Below are 18758 nucleotides of genomic sequence, written 5' to 3'. Positions count from 1 at the left end.
CATTAAGCGCATGACCGATCTGAAGCCGCTTTTGGCGAAGGCTGCAAGCCGCGAGCCTCTGACACGTGAGGAGGCCCGCGAGGCCTTCGACATACTGATGTCCGGTCAGGCAACCCCTTCGCAGATCGGGGGCTTCCTGATGGCATTGCGCGTCCGCGGTGAGACGGTCGACGAGATTGTCGGCGCTGTGACGACGATGCGCTCCAAGATGCTGACCGTCGATGCCCCGGCGGATGCAATCGACATCGTCGGGACCGGCGGTGACGCAAGCGGGACCTACAATATCTCGACGCTGGCTGCCCTTATCGTGGCCGGTGCGGGTGTCCCTGTTGCAAAGCATGGCAATCGGGCACTGAGCTCGAAATCGGGCGCCGCCGACAGCCTCGCTGCCCTCGGCGTCAAGCTGGATGTAACGCCCGAGGTGATCTCGCGCTGCATTCGCGAAGCTGGCGTGGGCTTCATGTTTGCCCAGCAGCATCACTCTGCGATGCGTCACGTTGGACCCACGCGTGTCGAACTTGGCACGCGCACCATCTTCAATCTGCTTGGCCCTCTCTCCAATCCGGCCGGTGTCCGCCGCCAGTTGCTTGGCGTCTACGCGCCGCAGTGGGTCGTTCCGATTGCCGAGGTCATGCGCGATCTCGGCTCGGAAAGCGTGTGGGTTGTCCACGGCAACGGCCTCGACGAAATCACCACGACGGGACAGACGAGCGTCGCGGCACTCGAGGGCGGCAAGATCCGCACCTTCGAACTGTCGCCCGCGGATTTCGGCGTTGAGCCTTGCCGGCTGGAAGCCATCAAGGGTGGCGACGGCGTGGTGAATGCGGCGGCGCTGCGCGACGTCCTGAGCGGCGCAAAGAACGCGTACCGCGATATCGCGCTCGCCAACGCAGCGGCCTCGCTGGTGATCTCCGGCAAGGCTGAGATGCTGAAGGATGGCATGCGGCTTGCTGCGCAATCGCTGGATAGCGGTGCGACGGCGGCAGCCCTCGATAAACTCGTCGCCGTGTCGAACGACATCGACTAGGATAGAGCCATGACCGACATCCTGAAGAAAATCGAACTATACAAGCGGGAAGAGATCGCCGCCGCAAAGACGAAAGTGTCGCTGGCCGACCTGAAGGCGATGCAGGCGGATCAACCGGCGCCGCGCGGCTTCCACCGCTCGCTCGTTGCAAAACGTGAGGCCGGCCAGTACGGCCTGATCGCCGAGATCAAGAAGGCCAGTCCTTCCAAAGGACTGATCAGACACGACTTCGACCCGCCGTCGCTGGCCAAGGCCTATGAACTCGGAGGCGCGGCATGTCTTTCGGTGTTGACGGACACGCCAAGTTTCCAGGGCGCGCCGGAATTTCTGATGGCGGCACGTGCCGCCGGTTCGCTGCCGGCGCTGCGCAAGGACTTCATGTTCGAGACCTATCAGGTGCAAGAAGCCCGCGCCTGGGGTGCCGATTGCATTCTCCTGATCATGGCGTCGCTTTCCGATGACGATGCAAACCGTCTCGAGGATGAGGCCTTCGGCCTCGGCATGGATGTACTGGTGGAAGTTCACGATGCCGAGGAAATGGAGCGTGCGCTGAAGCTCTCCTCCCCGCTCGTTGGCATCAACAATCGCAATCTGCGGACATTCGAAGTCAGCCTCGAAGTCAGCGAAAAGCTGGCGCCGATGGTTCCAGAGGATCGCCTGTTGGTTGGCGAAAGCGGCATATTCACGAACGCGGATTGCAAGCGCCTGCAGGCGGTAGGCATCAACACGTTCCTGGTTGGCGAGAGCCTGATGCGCAAAGAAGATGTTACGGCGGCGACGCGCGCGCTCCTATTCGCCGAAGCCGCTCAGGCGGCCGAGTGATATGAGCGGCCAATCCGGTCTCACCCACATTGATGCCTCCGGCGAGGCGCATATGGTCGATGTCGGCGATAAGGCCGAAACCACAAGGATCGCGACCGCCGAGGGGCACGTGCGGATGGCGACGGCAACGCTCGATCTCATTCGCGCGGGCAACGCGAAAAAGGGCGACGTGATCGGCACGGCGCGCCTTGCCGGCATCATGGCGGCCAAGCAGACGAGCAACCTCATCCCGCTCTGCCACCCCCTGATGTTGACGAAAGTCTCGGTCGACATCACGGAGGATGCCGATCTCCCTGGCTTGCGCGTCACCGCAACGGCAAAGCTGACGGGCAAGACGGGCGTCGAAATGGAAGCCCTGACAGCCGTTTCCGTCGCTTGCCTGACGATCTACGACATGGCCAAGGCCGCCGATAAGGCCATGGAAATCGGATCCATCCGGCTACTCGAAAAATCTGGCGGCAAGTCTGGAGACTTTCGTCATCCGGAGTACGGCAAATGAGCTTGCTGCCGGTTGCTGAGGCGCAGGATCGCCTGCTGTCGCGTGCTGAGCCAATCGAGACCCTTGAAACAGTCCCCTTGCCGGAGGCCGACGGTCGTGTGCTCGCGACCGATGTTGCGGCTAGGCTGACCCAGCCGCCTTTCGACGCGTCAGCGATGGATGGGTACGCCTTGCGCGGTGACGACGCCCCTCAGCCCGGCAGTCAGTTGAAGCTCATAGGGATGTCGTCCGCCGGGCACGGGTTTGAGGGCGTTGTCGGCAAGGGCGAGACCGTCCGTATATTCACCGGCGCCCCGGTTCCGTCCGGTGCGGATAGCGTCTTGCTGCAGGAGGATGCGGAAAAAATCGAGGGTGGCATCCGCACGACCTTTGCAGTTCGTCCCGGCCAGCACGTCCGGCCTCGCGGCCAGGACTTTCTCGAAGGCGAAGCGGTGCTGAAGGCCGGCACTGTATTGGACTTCTCTCGCCTGACCGTGGCGGCCGGAATGAACCACGCGACCCTTGAGGTCCGGCGCAAGCCGGTGGTTGCGTTGCTTGCGACCGGCGACGAATTGTTGCCACCTGGAAGCTCGCCCGCTCCCGCGCAGATCATTGCGTCTAGCACCTTTGGCATCGCTGCCATGGCCCGCAAGGCGGGAGCCGAGGTTCTTGACCTCGGAATCGTCCCCGACGACAAAGCCGGGATTTCGGCGGCGGTCGAGCGCGCAAGGCGGGCCGAGGTCGATGTCATCGTGACGCTCGGCGGAGCGTCGGTGGGCGACCATGATCTGGTGCAGGCAACGCTGCTCGCATCGGGCATGAAGCTCGATTTCTGGCGGATTGCCATGCGCCCGGGCAAACCCTTGATGGTCGGCAGCCTCGGCGAAACCCATGTCATTGGCCTGCCTGGTAATCCGGTGTCGAGCCTAGTCTGCGGGATCCTGTTCCTTGAACCGTTGATTCGGAAACTGGCCTCGCTGCCACCAGTCAGACGCGAGGCGACCGTAGAGGCGGCTGCGACGCTTCGTGCCAACGACCAGCGGCAGGACTACGTCCGAGCCACGCTGTCGCGATCGTCATCCGGCGCGCTGGCGACAAAGCCGTTCACCAAGCAGGACTCGTCCATGATGAAGATCTTCGCCGAGTCCGACTGCTTGATCGTTCGTCCACCGCATGCACCGGAACTGCCCGCCGGAAGTCCCTGCCCGGTGATAATGCTGAGGCCTGATCTTCTGGGCTGAGCCGTCGAGCCTGCCCTGATTGTTTCCTGGGAACAGAAAGCAGGATTGAGATGACGAAGGAGGCTGTCAAAGACACACGGGCCATGCTTTCGCGCATGACGCCTGCGCTCATGGATGGCGAGTTCGTATTCTGCGTGACCTCAGACGAGGATGTGGCACAGCTTGCTGTTCCCGATGCTCTTGCATGGTTTCGCGAGCACGAAGGGACCTCCCTGATCCTCTCGAGAGGCCGAGCTGCGGAACTCGGCTTTAATTGCGATGCGCCGATGCGGCGTATCGTTCTTGAAGTCTTTTCGTCGCTGGAAGGTGTCGGCCTGACGGCCGCGGTTGCTTCTGCGTTGGCAGCCCGCTCAATCCCGTGCAACATGGTAGCGGCCTACCATCACGATCATGTCTTCGTTCCAGTCGCCATGGCGGATTTGGCGCTCGAGATCTTGCTTAAACTACAAGAAACGTCGTCGGCCTAAACGCCGTCTTTGATCAGCGGGCGTCCGCCAGAGTGAACACCCCGCCGATCGCCCCCTGCCCGGTCGAACCGTCGCCGAAATCGGGGACAGCGTATTCAGCGACCAGCTTTAGGGCTGCGAGTGGCAGCGACTGCCTGCGCGGATCTCCAATGAGGACATCGACGCCTGCCTTGCGACTGGCCGCAAGGAACGGCAAAACCCTCCCGGCAAGCTGGGGATTGTAGAAGACGTCCCCAGCGAGGATGACATCGACATCCGGCGGGGAGCCGGCAAGCACGTCAGCGCTCGTCACTTCGATCGCGACGCCGTTCGCCGCCGCGTTGAGGCCAATCGCCGCGATCGCGTTCGTGTCGATCTCGGCTGCGATCACGAGGGATGCTCCGCATTTTCGGGCCACGATCCCGACGATGCCGGACCCTGCGCCGAGATCGAGGACGCGGCGGCCGCTAACGATGTCCGGATAATTCAGAATATGCCGAGCGAGCAGCGTTCCACCAGCCCAGTTGTAGGCCCAGTACGGCGGCGCATCCTCCGCGTCGCTGGTTCTGAGGCGCGACAGCCCACTGCCGGGATGAGCCGTGTAGAGAACTATCTCCTGCAGGCCGGGTGCGGGTTTCAGGTGAAGGTTTTCGACGATAAAGGCGCGGACATCCCGCGGAAAGAAAGCATCGCGATTTGGTTCAGCCTCAGGATGGCGGTGTCCGCTCATTCCGCTCGGCCGGATCAATAATTCTTCATCGCCAGATGCGGTATGCCGCCATCAGGGAATTCGTCGCCGTAGGCGGCAAATCCGAAGCGTTCGTAGAGTGCTATTTTATCGCTTTGTGCCGTCAGATAAAACCGGTTCTCACGGGCAGATCGGTGCTCGTTCATCGCATAGGTCAACATCGCGCTTGCGACACCATGTCCGCGCCATGCCTTGCCGACGGCGACACGGCCGATCTTCACATGCTCGTTCGCATGGATGATCCGGAGCGTCCCGCAGACCTCACCGCCTGCAACCGCGACGACATGATGCGCAGTAAGATCAAGCGCATCGAATTCTTCATCGGCGGGTACATTCTGTTCGGCTACAAAGACCGCGCGCCGGAGCTTGAACGCCTCATTGCAAAGGGTACTGAAAACAGGAACCGTTAAAACGATGGTATCTGCCATTGTCCTCTCCGCGGGTTCAAGCGGCGACGCAAGGCTGCGCCGCCGGTGGGATCATTATGCCTTCTTTTTCGAGAACTTGGGCTTAGGGCCGCTGCCGCCCTTGCCCTCGAACTTCGGCTTGCCCGGCTTCTTGCCCCAAGGCTTCGAGTCGCGTCGCTCGTCGCTCCCGCCCTCGCCGCGGGCTTCCTTGCGGAAATTGCCTTTGGGGCGCTCATCCGTGAATTCACGACGCTCGCCAAAGGCCTTCTTGCCGGCATAGGGTTTTGCGGCGGCAGGTTTGCTGAAATCAGGCGTGCCGTTCAGCGGCGTCACGCGGATGCCGCGCTCCATCGTCTTGTTTGGACCGATCGACTGCAGGAAGCTGTCGGCGCTGGCCGCGGAAATCTCGACGTAGGTTTCCTCGGGCTGCATCTTGATCGCGCCGATCTCGCGCTTGGTCAGATTGCCATTCCGGCAAAGCATCGGGATCAACCATCGCGGCTCTGCATTCTGCTTGCGACCGACCGAAATCGAAAACCAGACGCTCGCGCCGAAGTCGTCGCGCGGACCTTTCTGATAAGGCTCCCGTAAACCCTCGGCATGCTCGCGGCGCTTGCCGCCACGGCTGTCCTGAACCGCGACCTCGATCAGATCCTCCGGCGCGGACTGGTTCGAACGATAGAGGTTGACGAAGGCTGTGGCGAGCTTTTCGGCGCCATGCGTATCGAGAAGCCGCTTGACCAAGTCCTGGGTTTCCTCGCTAGGGGCTTCATCAAAGATGGGGTCGGCAAGCAGACGGGCTTCATCACGTGCTATGACCTCTTCCGCTGACGGCGGACGAGCCCAGGCGGCCGAGATGCCGGCGTTGTCAAGAAGACGCTCTGCCTTGCGGCGGACGTTCAGCGGCACTATCAGCGCGCTGACGCCCTTGCGACCGGCGCGACCCGTGCGGCCGCTGCGATGAAGCAGGGTTTCGGGATTGGTCGGCAGGTCGGCATGAATGACAAGGTCGAGACCCGGCAGGTCGATACCACGGGCAGCAACGTCCGTTGCGATGCAGACGCGGGCGCGTCCATCCCGCATTGCCTGCAGCGCATGGCTGCGCTCGTTCTGCGTCAGTTCGCCCGACAGGGCGACGACGTTGAAGTTGCGATTGTGAAAGCGGGCTGTCAGATGGTTCACCGCCGCGCGCGTCGAACAGAATACGATGGCGTTGGTCGCTTCATAGTAGCGCAGGACATTGATGATCGCGTTCTCGCGGTCGCTCGGCGACACGACAAGAGCCCGGTATTCGATGTCGCCGTGCTGCTTTTCCTCGGTAGCCGTCGCGATCCGCACCGCGTTCTTCTGATAGCTCTTCGCCAGTTTCGCGATGGCTGCTGGCACCGTCGCCGAGAACATCAGCGTGCGACGGTCATCGGGGGAAGAATCCAGAATGAACTCCAGATCTTCGCGGAAGCCGAGATCAAGCATTTCATCGGCTTCATCAAGTACAACAGCCTTGAGCCCGGAAATGTCGAGCGCATTGCGCCTGATATGATCGCAGAGACGACCGGGAGTACCGACAACGATATGGGAGCCACGCTCCAGCGCACGGCGCTCGCTGCGGATGTCCATGCCGCCGACGCAGCTGACAATCAGCGCGCCCGTCGCTTCATAAAGCCATTCGAGTTCGCGCTTGACTTGCAGCGCGAGTTCGCGCGTCGGTGCGATCACAAGAGCCAGCGGTTCCGCTGCAGGGCCAAAGCGTTCCGCGTCCTCGAGCAGCGTCGGCGCCAGCGCGAGGCCGAAGGCTACGGTCTTGCCGGAGCCGGTCTGGGCCGAAACGAGGGCGTCCGACGCGGCGAGTGCCGGGTCGAGCATGGACTTTTGGACCGGCGTCAGCTCGGTGTAACCGCGCTTCACCAACGCCTTGGCGATCGCCGGAACGACGCCGTTAAAATCTGTCATGTTGTCTATCTTTCGGAAGTCTCACGCGCATGTTGCGCCCTAGCCGGCAATTGCCGGTGAAGAAGTTGGCCGTTCCTACTTGGTCAGGCGGCAAATGTCAAAGCGGATGTCCCTGCCATAGCCACACGTCGATGCCTTCGCTTCTGCCACGAATGCGTGCTTTTGCAGGGCCCTCGAGCCGGCCGGCGCGAAGCGGCGCGCTATCGGCGCCTGCCGCTTTCATCAGTGCGGCGCTCAACGCAAGTTCGACACCACGTTCTGCCGCAACCTCCATCAGGCGGCTGGCGACATTCACGGTGTCACCCGTTGCGGTAATCTGCTGGCGGCTGCCGGTTCCTAGGCGCGAGGCAACGACCGGACCGCAATGAGCTCCAACCTTGAAACCAGTCTTTCGGCCGCTCAGCGCGGGATGTATTGCAAACCAGGGACGCATTCGCCCGCACAGGCGCACGGCGCACGCGGCGGCTCGCGCGGCGTCGTCATCGGCCGGTTGCGGCAGGCCGAAAAGAATCATCGCGCCATCGCCCATGAAGCTGGTGACCGCGCCGCCGTGCGAGCGTGCCTCCTCGTCGACCAGTTCGAAGAAATCGCTGAGAACTTCGCGGACATTCGTCGCGCCGATTGCTTCGCTCAAGCCGGTGAAGCCGGAGAGGTCGATGAAGACGACTGCGGCGTCTTGCCGGACCGGCTTTGCGAGAAAGTTGGGATCGCGGGCGAGCCACTCTCCCAGGCCCGGGGCCTCGATGCGCTGCAGGAGGTCGCTTTGCGCCGCAAAGTGTGCGGCCTGGCGACGATCCATCCAGATCTCGGCCGCGCCGAAAAGCAGCACGGGCGGCAGCGCCGCAGCGATTGGCAATGCCGCACTGAACCAATAGCCGTGCGCGAAGGCGACAACGTTCAGGGCGGCCCATGCAAGCGCCGCCGACGCAATGATAGCGTAGCCGATGGCGCTGCGTCGCCACGCAAGCAGGCTGATCAACAGCACCGGCAGACCCACTGCGATCAGCGAATCGAGCAGGCGCACATTGCGGTCCCTGATGATGCCGTCGCCGGCAATCAGATGCGTCGCTGCCGTCGCCATCACCTCGACGCCCGGCAATACCGGATCGAATGGGGTTGGGAAGACGTCGCCACCGCCCGTCACCGTGGAGCCGATCACGACGATCTTGTCCTCTATTGCCTTGGCGGGGAGGTTGCCGGCCAGCACATCCGCCGCGCTGAAAGTCGGAATGGTCCCGCGTGGACCATAGAAGGTGATCGGCAGGCGCTGCCCGTTGTCGGTCGGCAGATGCCGGTCGCCGAGCGCAAGCCCGCCAGGCGAGAATGCCGGATTGATACCCAGTGCCAGTGACGCCACCCGCAACGGAAATGATGCATCGACTCGTGCGCCGCCACGAGAGATCAGCGGAATGAAACGCGGTGTGCCTGACTCGTCGGTGGCGACGTTGACGACGCCAATGGCAGCAACGTCGGAAAAGCGACTTAGAGGCAACAGCATCTGGCTGGCTGCCGGTATCGCTGCCAGCGGATCATTGGCGTCGTGATCGACCGCCTGTGTGTCCTTCGGGAAGACGCCGGCGGCGGCGATAACGCTGGGGCTCTGATGGAGCGCCACGGCAAGCGCCGCATCTCCCTCTTCTGGTCCGGGATCAACCAGTAAAAGATCAAGTGCGATGACCTTCGGCTTGAAAGCGCTGACGGCGGCAACCACGCGGGCAAGCGTTGCCCGATTGAGAGGATAGCCGTTGTCGACGGCAGTCTGGTCGTCAATCGCAACAATGCTGGTAACCGGCGGAGGCTCCTTTGCGCCGATCACCGTGCTTCGCACGTCAGTAATGGAAGCTTCGAGGCGGTCGAGGAAACTCATGCTTCCCGAAAGATGCATATAGCCGAGGAGTCCGCCCCAGAGCGCGGATAGCAGCAGAGCAATCGTGACCAGGAGCCGTCTGCCCTGCATCGGCGTTATTGGCCGAGGCGGGCGAGCAGGGCCGCGCTACGGGCCGGCGGCCAGCGGCGGACGGTGAGTGGTGCGCTGCCCGGCGCGACATCAACACCCTCGCCTTCATTCAGCACGACGCGTGCTGCTGCTCCTGCCGAAGGACGGCCGACCGCTACGCGTCCGCGTACGACTAAGACAGAGGTCGTGCCGTTCTTGACATCGACAGCCCAACGTGTGCCGCGGACGGCGGCAATTGCCTGTGGTGTGACGACCTCGAATCCGTCCGGGTGCCGAGCCCGGTCGACATCGACGAGCACGGCCTTGTTGCGCAACGAGACCGCATCCGGTCGCCCGTTGCGATTGCGGTCGACGGCGTTGAAGCGGGCCCCAGCCTCGGCGATGATCGTCACGCCATCCGCGCACCGCATGATCTGTCGCGCCGTTCCCGCCACGCGCGCCATCGTGCATCCGTTCGCTTGCGCAAGTGCCGGATCTGAGCTGAACAGACAGGCAGCGCTTGCCCACGCTGCCAGCACCAGGAGCATTCTGGAGTTCACAAGCATATTCGTCCCCTACCTGAATGCATGGCCGGACAGCCCGGGCGTGCGACGGCATCATACGCTGATAGCTGCAGCACGCATGTCAAAACGTCAACGCCTATCCGACATTGTCTATTTCTTAAGCGGTCTTTCGATTGCCGGTCCAGTATAGCGCGCCCTCGGCCGAATAAGGCGGCCGCTCTCGATCTGCTCCATGGCATGAGCGAGCCACCCGACGGTTCGCGCGAGCGCGAAAATCACGAGGGGCGCATCATCGGGAAGATCGAAGGCGGCGCTCATGGCTGTCAGCGCGAAATCGATGTTGACGCCTTCCCCCACGATCTCTTGTCCCGCGGTCGCCAGTTCGGCGTAGCTCGGCGGCAAGTCGAACTGAGCCATCAGCGCCTTTGCCCTGATGTCTCCATCCGGATACAGAGGATGGCCGAACGCCGGCAGCGGTCTTCCCTGTGTCAACGCCTGCCGTATTGCTTGACTGGCATCGAGCGCGTCGACCTCTGCGATCAACGAGGCGACGCCATGCCAGGCGCCACCGTGGAGCGGTCCGCTCAAGGTCGATAGGCCCGACAGGACCGCGGCCGATAGCGTTGCGCCTGAAGAAGCAGCCACTCGCGAGGCAAAGGTCGACGCGTTGAGTTCGTGATCGGCAAGGAGCACAAGCGCGCGCCTGATGCAATCGGCGGCTTCTGGCCTGGACCAGCTGGTGGCGAGGCGCAGATGCAATGGTGAAGCTGCCGCATCTGGAGCAAGGACACTGGCCACGATCGAAAGAATACTTTCTGCTTCGGCTTGCAGTACGGTTGGCGCTCTGCCGAGAGTCGGTAAGTCGCGGGTCACGCGCTGTGCGAGCAAAACAAATGCCCGCTCTAACGACGGTCCCGTTTCAGAAGACTCGCTTGCTGCGGCTGTAATCGGTCCGGACTTCCACAGAAGTGCCGCGGTCTCCTCGAGCGTCGCATGTTCCGCCCATGTCGCCACATCACGGCCGCGATAGTAGAGTCGGCCATCCAGAATGGTGGAAATGGCAGATGGCAACACGGGATCGCCCCATTGGATGGCGTCTGCCGCAACTGTCTCGGTCTTTCGTCGGCCAGCGTGACGTGCGGCAAGCCGCATGACGTCGACCGCATTGTAAAGACTTCGCCGTGGATCGCTGGCATCTGCTTTGGCCCGGATACGGCCGCGACTTACATTGGCGTACAGCGTTTGTGGCTTGGTTCCGAGTTTCTCGAGCGCCTGCTCGGCTGTCAGCCAAAGCATTTTGTCCTCTTTACATTGATCATTTGCATCAAGATTGACGTCAATCAATCTAAGCTTGATCCTGTTGCACGTAAAGGAGAAAACACCATGAAAAACGGTTTGGAAGATGTTATCGCAGCGGAAACGCAGCTCTCCGATGTCGACGGCGAAGCGGGCCGCCTGATCATCCGTGGCGTGTCGCTCGATAATCTCGTATCGACAGCAACCTATGAAAGTGTTGCCGCGCTGTTGCTCGACGGCCTGACGGAACGGCATTTTGGTCCTGCAGAACTCCGCGATTGGTTGGGTGAAATGCGGGTGCGCCTATTTGCCCATGTGGCGGCCCTCCAATCGGACCTGCTGGCCTTGCCGCCAGTGGACGCGATGCGCGCTCTCATCGCTCGCCTGCCAGATGGCGAGGACTTCGAAGCGGCGCTTCGATTGCTGGCAGCGCCCGCAGTTTTCCTGCCGGCGATACTCCGTCTGCAGGCCGGCAACGAACCCGTGGCCCCGGACGCTTCGCTACCCCAGGCAGCCGACATCCTGCGCATGCTCACAGGCAGGATGCCGAGTGCGGAGCAGAAGGCTGCTCTCGACGCCTATCTTGTGACCATTTCCGACCATGGCTTGAACGCCTCGACCTTTGCTTCGCGCGTCATCGCCTCGACGCGGGCCGGCCTCACTTCATCAGTGCTCGCGGCGATAAGTGCGCTTAAAGGACCTTTACATGGCGGCGCGCCGGGGCCTGTGCTCGATATGTTCGATGAGATCGGAGCCAGCGAGAATGCGCGCGGGTGGCTCGGTCGAGCATTGGATCGCGGCGAACGCCTGATGGGCTTCGGTCACCGCATTTACCGGGTGCGTGATCCGCGCGCCGATGCATTGAAGAAGGCGCTGCGACCGCTCGTCTTGGCTGGGCAGGTCGATCGCCAGCGCGTGGAGCTTGCGGAAGCCGTCGAACGTGCGGCGCTTGCTGTCCTGAGGGAGCGCAAGCCAGACCGGCCGCTGGACGTCAATGTCGAGTTCTACACCGCCTTATTGCTCGATGCGCTGGGCTTTCCGCGCGAATCATTCACCGGCGTATTCGCGATCGGCCGGACCGTGGGGTGGATCGCGCATGCGCGCGAGCAGGCGCTGCAAGGCAGATTGATCCGTCCTCGGTCGATCTATGTCGGGCCGGTGCCGCAGGCGGCGTGAGCATCGACAATAAGAAGAACCGGCGGTCCCAGCCGCCGGCATATCGTTTATAGTGGGTCTCGGTGCGGGGAAGCCTCTAACCGCTGAGATAGGCCGCAAATTGCTAAGTGTCTCTCGGCAATCAAAAAGGCCGCCTCGTTGAGGCGCCCTCTTGAAGGTCAGACCAGGCGGCTCTGTTCGGTTGCGGCTTCGATGAAGCTTGCGAAGAGCGGATGCGGGTCTAGAGGACGGCTCTTCAGTTCCGGATGGTACTGAACGCCGATGAACCAGGGATGCTCAGCATACTCGATCGTCTCGGGCAGTACACCGTCCGGTGACATTCCCGAAAAGATGAGACCGCAGTCTTCCAAACGGTCCTTGTAGTCGATGTTGACTTCGTAGCGATGGCGATGGCGCTCGGAAATATCGGTCGAACCGTAGATCTCCGAGATCTTCGTATCCTTCTTCAACGCAGCCTTGTAGGCGCCGAGGCGCATCGTGCCGCCGAGATCGCCCGCTTCCGTGCGCTTCTGCAGCTCATTGCCCTTCACCCATTCGGTCATCAGGCCGACAACGGGCTCCTTCGTCGGGCCGAACTCGGTCGACGAGGCGCTTTCCACGCCGGCAAGGTTGCGGGCGGCTTCAATAACGGCCATCTGCATGCCAAAGCAGATCCCGAAATAAGGTACCTTCCGTTCGCGTGCGAAGCGGGCCGCATGGATCTTGCCTTCCGAGCCGCGCTCGCCGAACCCGCCGGGAACGAGGATGCCATGGACCTTCTCGAGATACGGCGCCGGGTCTTCCTTTTCGAAGACCTCGGATTCGATCCATTCCAGGTTGACCTTGACGCGATTGGCAATGCCGCCGTGATGCAGCGCTTCGATCAGCGACTTGTAGGCATCCTTGAGGCCGGTGTACTTGCCGACGATGGCAATCGTGACCTCGCCCTCAGGCGTGCGGATGCGGTTGCAGACCTCTTCCCATTGGTCAAGGCGGGGCTTAGGTGCCGGCTCGATGCCGAAGGCTGCCAGCACTTCGTTGTCGAGCCCTTCCTTGTGGTAGGCCATCGGGACGTCGTAGATGTTGGCGACGTCGAGCGCCTGGATCACCGCGGACGGACGGACGTTGCAGAAGAGCGACAGCTTGCGGCGTTCCGCTTCCGGAATTTCGCGGTCGGCGCGCACCAGCAGGATGTCCGGATGAATGCCGAGCGCCTGCAGTTCCTTGACGGAGTGCTGGGTTGGCTTGGTCTTCAGTTCGCCGGCAGCCGGAATATACGGCATCAGCGTCAGGTGGACGTAGATCGCAGTGCCGCGCGGCAGATCGTTGCCGAGCTGGCGGATCGCTTCCATGAACGGCATCGCCTCGATATCGCCGACCGTGCCGCCGATCTCGCAGATGACGAAGTCGTAGTCGCCGTTGCCTTCGGTGACGAAGTCCTTGATCTCGTTGGTGACGTGCGGAATGACCTGAACGGTCGCGCCGAGATAGTCGCCGCGGCGTTCCTTGTCGATGATGTTCTTGTAGATGCGTCCGGTGGTGATGTTGTCGGTCTTGGTCGCCGAACGCCCGGTAAAGCGCTCGTAGTGGCCGAGATCTAGATCCGTTTCGGCACCGTCATCGGTGACGAAGACTTCGCCGTGCTGGGTCGGGCTCATGGTGCCCGGGTCCACGTTCAGATAGGGGTCGAGTTTGCGAAGCCGCACCCGATAACCACGGGCCTGCAGCAACGCTCCGAGAGCCGCGGCCGCAATTCCTTTACCGAGAGAGGAAACCACGCCGCCAGTGATAAATACGTATCGCGCCATGGGAGTCACCGGATACCTTTTCAAAAACGATTCCACCAGCCCAAAAATTCTTTTCCAGAACTTTTGGTGCCAGCGCGGAATTTGAACAAAAGAAAACCGGCAGACCCGAGGGCCTGCCGGCGGTTGATGCTGTGTGCCGCTTACTGTCCGCTTGGGACGGTGGCGGGCGCCGGAGCGGAAGGCGTAGTCGCCTGCGGTGCTGCCGGAGCAGTTTGAGTAGACGGAGCCGTTTCGGCAGGTGCCGGTGCGGCCGGAGCAGTTGCTGCCGGAGCCGCCGGCGCGGTTGCTGCCGGAGCCGGAGCGGTCTCACCGCCGGTCGGGACGCCGTTGTTGTTCTGCGCGGCCGGTGCAGCCGGAGCGGCATTGCCGTTCTGGCCGCCGAGCGAATCGAGAATACCCTTGCCCTCACCGCTCGTCGCCGGAATACGATTCAGAATATCCGTCGGACGGCTTTCATAGCGGTTGAGAATGCCGAGGCCGAGCGACGTGATGAAGAACAGCGTCGCCAGGATCGCGGTCGTGCGCGTCAGCGCATTGGCCGTGCCACGGGCAGACATGAAGCCCGAGCCGCCGCCGATGCCGAGGCCGCCGCCTTCCGAGCGCTGAATGAGCACGACGCCGACAAGCGCCAGCACGATCATGAGATGGATGACAATCAAAACGGTCTGCATGGGTCCAGTCCTGCCCACGCGCGCGGCGGGCATAAAGTAAAATTCTGGCGCTCTTTACATGAGGTGATCCGCTATTCCAAGCCCTTAGGCTCGGAATATACACGGCTCTAAGCAAGCAGCGCTTCGTATGCGCCGTAGATGGCGAGGAAATCGGCCGCTTTCAAGCTTGCACCGCCGATCAGTGCGCCATCGACATTCGCGACGCCCATCAACTCCCTTGCATTGCTTGGCTTGACCGAGCCGCCATAGAGGATGCGGATCTTCTTGCCAGCCGCCCCGAAGCGGGCGACGAGCTCGGAACGCATGAAGGCGTGCGCCTTCTCTACGTCTTCCACGGTTGGGGTAACGCCGGTGCCGATCGCCCAGACGGGCTCGTAGGCAATGACGGCATTCTCCGGCGTCGCGCTATCCGGCACCGAAGCGGAAAGCTGACGCTTGATGATGTCGAGGGTCTGGCCTGCCTTGCGTTCGTCCGCCGTTTCGCCGATGCACACGATTGCCGTCAGGTCGGCCGCGAACGCAGCCTCCGCCTTGGCGCGAACAAGATGGTCGGTCTCGGCATGGTCGGTGCGACGCTCCGAGTGTCCGACGATCACGTAAGTGCCGAAGCAGTCTGCGATCATTTCGGCCGAAATATCGCCGGTGTGGGCGCCCGAGGGCTTCTGGTGGCAGTCCTGTGCGCCGATCGCCAGCGGGCTGTCGGTGGAGAGCGCAGTGGCGACATAAAGCAACGTTGCCGGAGGGCAGATCAGCGCCTCCACCTTATCGGAAAGTGGCCCCTGAACACCTTCGGCAATTGCCTTGATTTGGTCGAGGGAGGCACGCGTGCCGTTCATTTTCCAGTTTCCCGCCACAAGCGGACGCACGTCAGGTGTCATGCCAGCCTTCCCATCTTCCACGTATCGTGGGGCCTTAGCAAAAGCGGGGATCAATGAAAAGGTTTGGGCACCTTCCCTAAGGGAAATAACGGCCTTTTGTCGCGCAAATGCTTAAAATTTGGAGCCCATGTTGCTGAAAATGATAGACCAGGCGGCCGCCATGACGCTCGCCCGGCGGTCAGGCGACTTAGGTTGTCGTCACGAACCCAACATCCAGTTCAGCGTGCGGCGCCAGTCGATCATCCGGATCGGTGTTCCGTGATTTCCCGTCTGATAGAGCGTGAAATGTGCAGGGTAATCCCCCTTCAGCAGGTTTTCGAAGAGTGCCTGCTGGTCTGTCGCTGCATAGACCGGATCCCGGCTGCCATGCGCGAACCAAAGCGGCAGTTTGGCCTTGAAGAACGGGCTCTTGCCGAAATCCGGATCGGTAACGCCGCTGAGGATCACCATTCCCTTGAGGGCTTTCACGCTGGCGGGGTCACGGCTCAAGCCCCAGCAGACCTGGCTGCCCATCGACGCACACGCCAGAATGACCGGCTTGCCGGGCGACTGCTGGGAAGCGTAGCGGATCAGCCCTTTGATCGCGGCGACGCCATCGCTGTCGAAGCTCTTGACCGTCGGCGAATAATAGACACCGCCATTGCCGGCGACCAGGTTCTTCAGGCGATTGAAGTTGCCCCCGAAACTGTAGTCGTTCACGCCGAGGCGCCGGTCGCCGTTACGACCGTGAATGAAAATGACCGTAAATGCCGCTCCCGAGCTTTGTCCCACCCTGGTGACGTCGAGTCTTTGCGAACCAAGCTGCAAGGTCTCGTCCGACTGCTGCCTTTTGACGCCGAGAGACACGTATTTTTGTTGGGCGCGCTTTTGGGGTATCTGATCGCGGCCGTTGATGTCCCGCATCTCGTCGTATTCGATGACGTCAAGGGCGCCATTATCGCTCGTCCGCAGCACATTTTGTGTGGAGAAGAGCTCGTCCTTAAAGGGCGGCAGGCTCTCGGCCGCTCGGCCGCTTGCCGTCGTCGTCAGGAAAAAGGCCGCAATTGCGGTAATAATGGTGCAATGACTTGTGGACATTCGCATGAGCATGGTTCCCTGAGCCTTCTGGCCGCTTGCCATTCCACGCCCGCCAACGCAAACCACTTCCTAAGGAAGTCCGCCTGATCGGGCGGCGTCGCGTAACGAGGCGCTTTCTGGCAGAATCTGCCTGATTCGCAAACGTGACATCAAATGCGGTGATTTTGGGTCAGGCTTGGCGTAAGGCCCCTGCCCGACAGGATAAAGATCTGAACGGCCCCATGGACAATAGCAACGACCTCTTTTCCGGACTGCCCCTGACACCGAAGCAGGAGGAAGCTCCAAAGTCTGCCGAGCCACAAAAGGCCGCACCCGCTAAGGCTGCTGCCCCCGCCCTGCGTCCGGCGCCCGTGAACTCGACGTCGGAAGACTACGGCGCGTCCTCGATCCGCGTTCTCGAGGGTCTTGAACCCGTCCGCATGCGGCCGGGCATGTATATCGGCGGCACCGACGAAAAGGCTCTTCACCATCTCTTCGCCGAAGTCATCGACAATTCGATGGACGAAGCTGTCGCCGGCCACGCGAACTTCATTGAGGTTCACCTTGACCTGCAGGGCTACTTGACGGTCAGCGACAATGGCCGTGGTATCCCCGTCGAGAATCACCCGCAAGTTCCCGGGAAGTCGACCCTTGAAGTGATTATGACGAAGCTGCACGCGGGCGGCAAGTTTGACGGCAAGGCATATGAGACGTCAGGTGGTCTGCACGGCGTCGGCGTTTCCGTCGTCAACGCGCTTTCCGACGTGCTGGAAGTCGAGGTTGCGCGCAATCGGAAGCTATATCGTCAGCGCTTTTCCCGCGGTTTGCCCCAGGGCGAACTGGAAGAACTCGGCGACGTCCACAATCGTCGTGGCACGCGAGTCCGCTTTCACCCCGATCCGCAGATCTTTGGCGAGCACGCGAAGTTCGATGCCGGGCGTGTGTTCCGTATGGCACGCTCCAAGGCTTACCTCTTTGGCGGCGTCGAAATCCGCTGGAGTTGCGAGGAAGGCGTTCTGCCGCAAGGCTCGGAGATACCTGACAAGGCGGTCTTCCACTTCCCCGGCGGCCTGAAGGATTACCTGCAGGCGACGATGGGCAAGGAATTCACCGTTACCCGCGAGATATTCGCAGGGAAAACCGAGAAGACCAGTGGTCATGGCTCCCTGGAGTGGGCGATCACCTGGTACGGCGGCGATCCCCAGGTCCACTCCTACTGCAACACGATCCCGACGCCCGAAGGCGGCACGCACGAGGCGGGCCTGCGCATCGCGCTGACCAAGGGCCTGAAGAATTACGCCGAACTGACGCAGAACAAGCGCGCTGCCCAGATCACCACCGATGACGTGATGATCTCCGCCGTCGGCATGCTCTCGGTCTTCATTCGCGAGCCGGAATTCGTCGGCCAGACGAAGGACAAGCTCGCCACGGTCGAAGCCCAGCGGATCGTTGAAAACGCACTCCGCGACCCCTTTGACCACTACCTTGCCGACAATCCGAACGAGGCAGCCAAGCTGCTCGACTGGGTTATAGAGCGTGCGGAAGAACGCCTGCGCCGTCGCAAGGAAAAGGAAGTCAACCGCAAGACCGCCGTGCGCAAGCTGCGCCTGCCCGGCAAGCTAGCCGATTGCGCACAGAACACCGCCCAGGGTGCCGAACTCTTCATCGTCGAAGGTGACTCGGCAGGTGGCTCGGCCAAGCAGGCTCGCAATCGTGCCAACCAGGCGATCCTCCCCCTGCGCGGCAAAATCCTCAACGTCGCCAGTGCCGGTCGCGAAAAGCTTGGCGCCAACCAGCAGCTCGCTGATCTCGTTCAGGCGCTCGGTTGCGGTACGCGCTCGAAGTATCGTGAGGAAGACCTTCGCTACGAACGCATCATCGTCATGACCGATGCCGACGTCGACGGTGCCCACATTGCCTCGCTGCTGATCACGTTCTTCTATCAGGAAATGCCGGAGCTGGTCCGTGGCGGTCACCTCTTCCTGGCCGTGCCGCCGCTCTACAAGATCACCCAGGGCGCGAAGTCCGCTTACGCCCGCGACGATGCGCACCGCGCCGAGCTGATGGAGACCGAGTTCAAGGGCAAGGCGAAAGTCGAAATCAGCCGCTTCAAAGGCCTCGGCGAAATGCTGCCGGCGCAGCTCAAAGAAACCACCATGGACCCAGGCAAGCGCACGCTGTTGCGCGTGATTATCGACGAGGTGGATTTCGAGGGTACGCGCACGGCGGTCGACGACCTGATGGGAACGAAGCCGGAAGCGCGCTTCCGGTTCATTCAGGATCGCGCCGCCTTTGCGGAATACCTCGATATCTGA

Annotated in this window: 17 protein-coding genes; 7 read left to right on the top strand and 10 right to left on the bottom strand. The window is 61.9% G+C overall.

The features are described from left to right. Positions 1–10: 10 nt before the first annotated feature. From trpD to RHIBUN_RS0120285, 5 genes are read left to right on the top strand one after another with little or no spacing between them, the layout of a single operon-like run. A complete protein-coding gene (trpD, locus tag RHIBUN_RS0120305) occupies positions 11–1027 on the top strand; it encodes an anthranilate phosphoribosyltransferase (protein ID WP_018855001.1) in 1017 nt (338 codons plus the stop codon). Positions 1028–1036: 9 nt separating this feature from the next. After that, on the top strand, positions 1037–1849 hold the full coding sequence (gene trpC, locus RHIBUN_RS0120300) for an indole-3-glycerol phosphate synthase TrpC (protein ID WP_025660966.1): 813 nt from the start codon (positions 1037–1039) through the stop codon (positions 1847–1849). A gap of 1 nt (position 1850) precedes the next feature. Beyond that, on the top strand, positions 1851–2348 hold the full coding sequence (gene moaC / locus RHIBUN_RS0120295; RefSeq protein WP_025660965.1) for a cyclic pyranopterin monophosphate synthase MoaC: 498 nt from the start codon (positions 1851–1853) through the stop codon (positions 2346–2348). Beyond that, positions 2345–3568 carry a gephyrin-like molybdotransferase Glp gene (gene glp / locus RHIBUN_RS0120290; protein ID WP_025660964.1) on the top strand — a complete coding sequence of 408 codons (1224 nt, stop codon included), beginning with the start codon at positions 2345–2347 and terminating at the stop codon, positions 3566–3568. Before moaC ends, glp begins: the two co-directional genes overlap by 4 nt. Before the next feature lie 50 nt (positions 3569–3618). Then, positions 3619–4035: an ACT domain-containing protein gene (locus tag RHIBUN_RS0120285; protein WP_025660963.1), complete on the top strand. Its 417-nt coding sequence runs from the start codon at positions 3619–3621 to the stop codon at positions 4033–4035. A 13-nt stretch (positions 4036–4048) separates the two neighbouring features. On the opposite strand, the gene RHIBUN_RS0120280 is transcribed toward RHIBUN_RS0120285, so the two are convergent. The 6 genes from RHIBUN_RS0120280 to RHIBUN_RS0120255 form a co-directional block, all read right to left on the bottom strand. Continuing rightward, entirely contained in the window at positions 4049–4744 is a 696-nt protein-coding gene (locus tag RHIBUN_RS0120280) for a 50S ribosomal protein L11 methyltransferase (RefSeq protein WP_025660962.1), read from the bottom strand. 14 nt (positions 4745–4758) lie between these two features. After that, positions 4759–5190: a GNAT family N-acetyltransferase gene (locus RHIBUN_RS0120275; RefSeq protein ID WP_025660961.1), complete on the bottom strand. Its 432-nt coding sequence runs from the start codon at positions 5188–5190 to the stop codon at positions 4759–4761. A gap of 54 nt (positions 5191–5244) precedes the next feature. Continuing rightward, the gene (locus RHIBUN_RS0120270) at positions 5245–7119 is read right to left on the bottom strand and encodes a DEAD/DEAH box helicase (RefSeq protein WP_025660960.1); all 1875 of its coding nucleotides are present in this window, start codon (positions 7117–7119) and stop codon (positions 5245–5247) included. 97 nt (positions 7120–7216) lie between these two features. Beyond that, positions 7217–9076 (bottom strand): adenylate/guanylate cyclase domain-containing protein, encoded by a 1860-nt coding sequence (locus tag RHIBUN_RS0120265; RefSeq protein ID WP_025660959.1) that lies wholly within the window; start codon positions 9074–9076, stop codon positions 7217–7219. A gap of 5 nt (positions 9077–9081) precedes the next feature. Then, positions 9082–9603 (bottom strand): FecR family protein, encoded by a 522-nt coding sequence (locus RHIBUN_RS0120260; RefSeq protein WP_245271696.1) that lies wholly within the window; start codon positions 9601–9603, stop codon positions 9082–9084. 126 nt (positions 9604–9729) lie between these two features. Continuing rightward, the gene (locus RHIBUN_RS0120255) at positions 9730–10875 is read right to left on the bottom strand and encodes a citrate synthase (RefSeq protein ID WP_025660957.1); all 1146 of its coding nucleotides are present in this window, start codon (positions 10873–10875) and stop codon (positions 9730–9732) included. An 87-nt stretch (positions 10876–10962) separates the two neighbouring features. Here RHIBUN_RS0120255 and RHIBUN_RS0120250 point away from each other — a divergent pair, with 87 nt between their 5' ends. Then, complete coding sequence (locus RHIBUN_RS0120250; RefSeq protein ID WP_025660956.1) at positions 10963–12051, top strand: citrate synthase/methylcitrate synthase; 1089 nt, start codon at positions 10963–10965, stop codon at positions 12049–12051. 158 nt (positions 12052–12209) lie between these two features. Here RHIBUN_RS0120250 and RHIBUN_RS0120245 read toward each other — a convergent pair whose 3' ends face one another. The 4 genes from RHIBUN_RS0120245 to RHIBUN_RS0120230 all read right to left on the bottom strand — a co-directional run bounded on the left by RHIBUN_RS0120245 (position 12210) and on the right by RHIBUN_RS0120230 (position 16470). Then, positions 12210–13838, bottom strand: coding sequence for a CTP synthase (locus tag RHIBUN_RS0120245; protein ID WP_025660955.1), 1629 nt, complete (start codon positions 13836–13838; stop codon positions 12210–12212). Between the two features lie 140 nt (positions 13839–13978). Then, positions 13979–14509: a preprotein translocase subunit SecG gene (gene secG, locus RHIBUN_RS0120240; protein WP_025660954.1), complete on the bottom strand. Its 531-nt coding sequence runs from the start codon at positions 14507–14509 to the stop codon at positions 13979–13981. A gap of 107 nt (positions 14510–14616) precedes the next feature. Further along, the gene (gene tpiA, locus RHIBUN_RS0120235) at positions 14617–15387 is read right to left on the bottom strand and encodes a triose-phosphate isomerase (RefSeq protein WP_025660953.1); all 771 of its coding nucleotides are present in this window, start codon (positions 15385–15387) and stop codon (positions 14617–14619) included. Positions 15388–15585: 198 nt separating this feature from the next. Further along, positions 15586–16470 (bottom strand): phospholipase, encoded by an 885-nt coding sequence (locus tag RHIBUN_RS0120230; protein ID WP_025660952.1) that lies wholly within the window; start codon positions 16468–16470, stop codon positions 15586–15588. Positions 16471–16685: 215 nt separating this feature from the next. Between RHIBUN_RS0120230 and parE the strand changes: the two genes are divergently transcribed. Next, positions 16686–18758, top strand: coding sequence for a DNA topoisomerase IV subunit B (gene parE / locus RHIBUN_RS0120225; protein WP_025660951.1), 2073 nt, complete (start codon positions 16686–16688; stop codon positions 18756–18758).

This window comes from Rhizobium sp. IBUN, from assembly GCF_000510625.1.
Classification (GTDB): domain Bacteria; phylum Pseudomonadota; class Alphaproteobacteria; order Rhizobiales; family Rhizobiaceae; genus Rhizobium; species Rhizobium altiplani.
The sequence above is the reverse complement of the archived record's forward strand: the minus strand, read 5'-3'. Positions and strand labels throughout refer to the sequence as shown.

What these genes read in the sequence shown, in the direction of transcription:
- trpD (WP_018855001.1), top strand. Translation starts at nt 11, where the DNA reads ATGACCGATCTGAAGCCGCTTTTGGCGAAGGCTGCAAGCCGCGAGCCT.
- trpC (WP_025660966.1), top strand. Translation starts at nt 1,037, where the DNA reads ATGACCGACATCCTGAAGAAAATCGAACTATACAAGCGGGAAGAGATC.
- moaC (WP_025660965.1), top strand. Translation starts at nt 1,851, where the DNA reads ATGAGCGGCCAATCCGGTCTCACCCACATTGATGCCTCCGGCGAGGCG.
- glp (WP_025660964.1), top strand. Translation starts at nt 2,345, where the DNA reads ATGAGCTTGCTGCCGGTTGCTGAGGCGCAGGATCGCCTGCTGTCGCGT.
- RHIBUN_RS0120285 (WP_025660963.1), top strand. Translation starts at nt 3,619, where the DNA reads ATGACGAAGGAGGCTGTCAAAGACACACGGGCCATGCTTTCGCGCATG.
- RHIBUN_RS0120280 (WP_025660962.1), bottom strand. Translation starts at nt 4,744, where the DNA reads ATGAGCGGACACCGCCATCCTGAGGCTGAACCAAATCGCGATGCTTTC.
- RHIBUN_RS0120275 (WP_025660961.1), bottom strand. Translation starts at nt 5,190, where the DNA reads ATGGCAGATACCATCGTTTTAACGGTTCCTGTTTTCAGTACCCTTTGC.
- RHIBUN_RS0120270 (WP_025660960.1), bottom strand. Translation starts at nt 7,119, where the DNA reads ATGACAGATTTTAACGGCGTCGTTCCGGCGATCGCCAAGGCGTTGGTG.
- RHIBUN_RS0120265 (WP_025660959.1), bottom strand. Translation starts at nt 9,076, where the DNA reads ATGCAGGGCAGACGGCTCCTGGTCACGATTGCTCTGCTGCTATCCGCG.
- RHIBUN_RS0120260 (WP_245271696.1), bottom strand. Translation starts at nt 9,603, where the DNA reads ATGCTCCTGGTGCTGGCAGCGTGGGCAAGCGCTGCCTGTCTGTTCAGC.
- RHIBUN_RS0120255 (WP_025660957.1), bottom strand. Translation starts at nt 10,875, where the DNA reads ATGCTTTGGCTGACAGCCGAGCAGGCGCTCGAGAAACTCGGAACCAAG.
- RHIBUN_RS0120250 (WP_025660956.1), top strand. Translation starts at nt 10,963, where the DNA reads ATGAAAAACGGTTTGGAAGATGTTATCGCAGCGGAAACGCAGCTCTCC.
- RHIBUN_RS0120245 (WP_025660955.1), bottom strand. Translation starts at nt 13,838, where the DNA reads ATGGCGCGATACGTATTTATCACTGGCGGCGTGGTTTCCTCTCTCGGT.
- secG (WP_025660954.1), bottom strand. Translation starts at nt 14,509, where the DNA reads ATGCAGACCGTTTTGATTGTCATCCATCTCATGATCGTGCTGGCGCTT.
- tpiA (WP_025660953.1), bottom strand. Translation starts at nt 15,387, where the DNA reads ATGACACCTGACGTGCGTCCGCTTGTGGCGGGAAACTGGAAAATGAAC.
- RHIBUN_RS0120230 (WP_025660952.1), bottom strand. Translation starts at nt 16,470, where the DNA reads ATGCGAATGTCCACAAGTCATTGCACCATTATTACCGCAATTGCGGCC.
- parE (WP_025660951.1), top strand. Translation starts at nt 16,686, where the DNA reads ATGGACAATAGCAACGACCTCTTTTCCGGACTGCCCCTGACACCGAAG.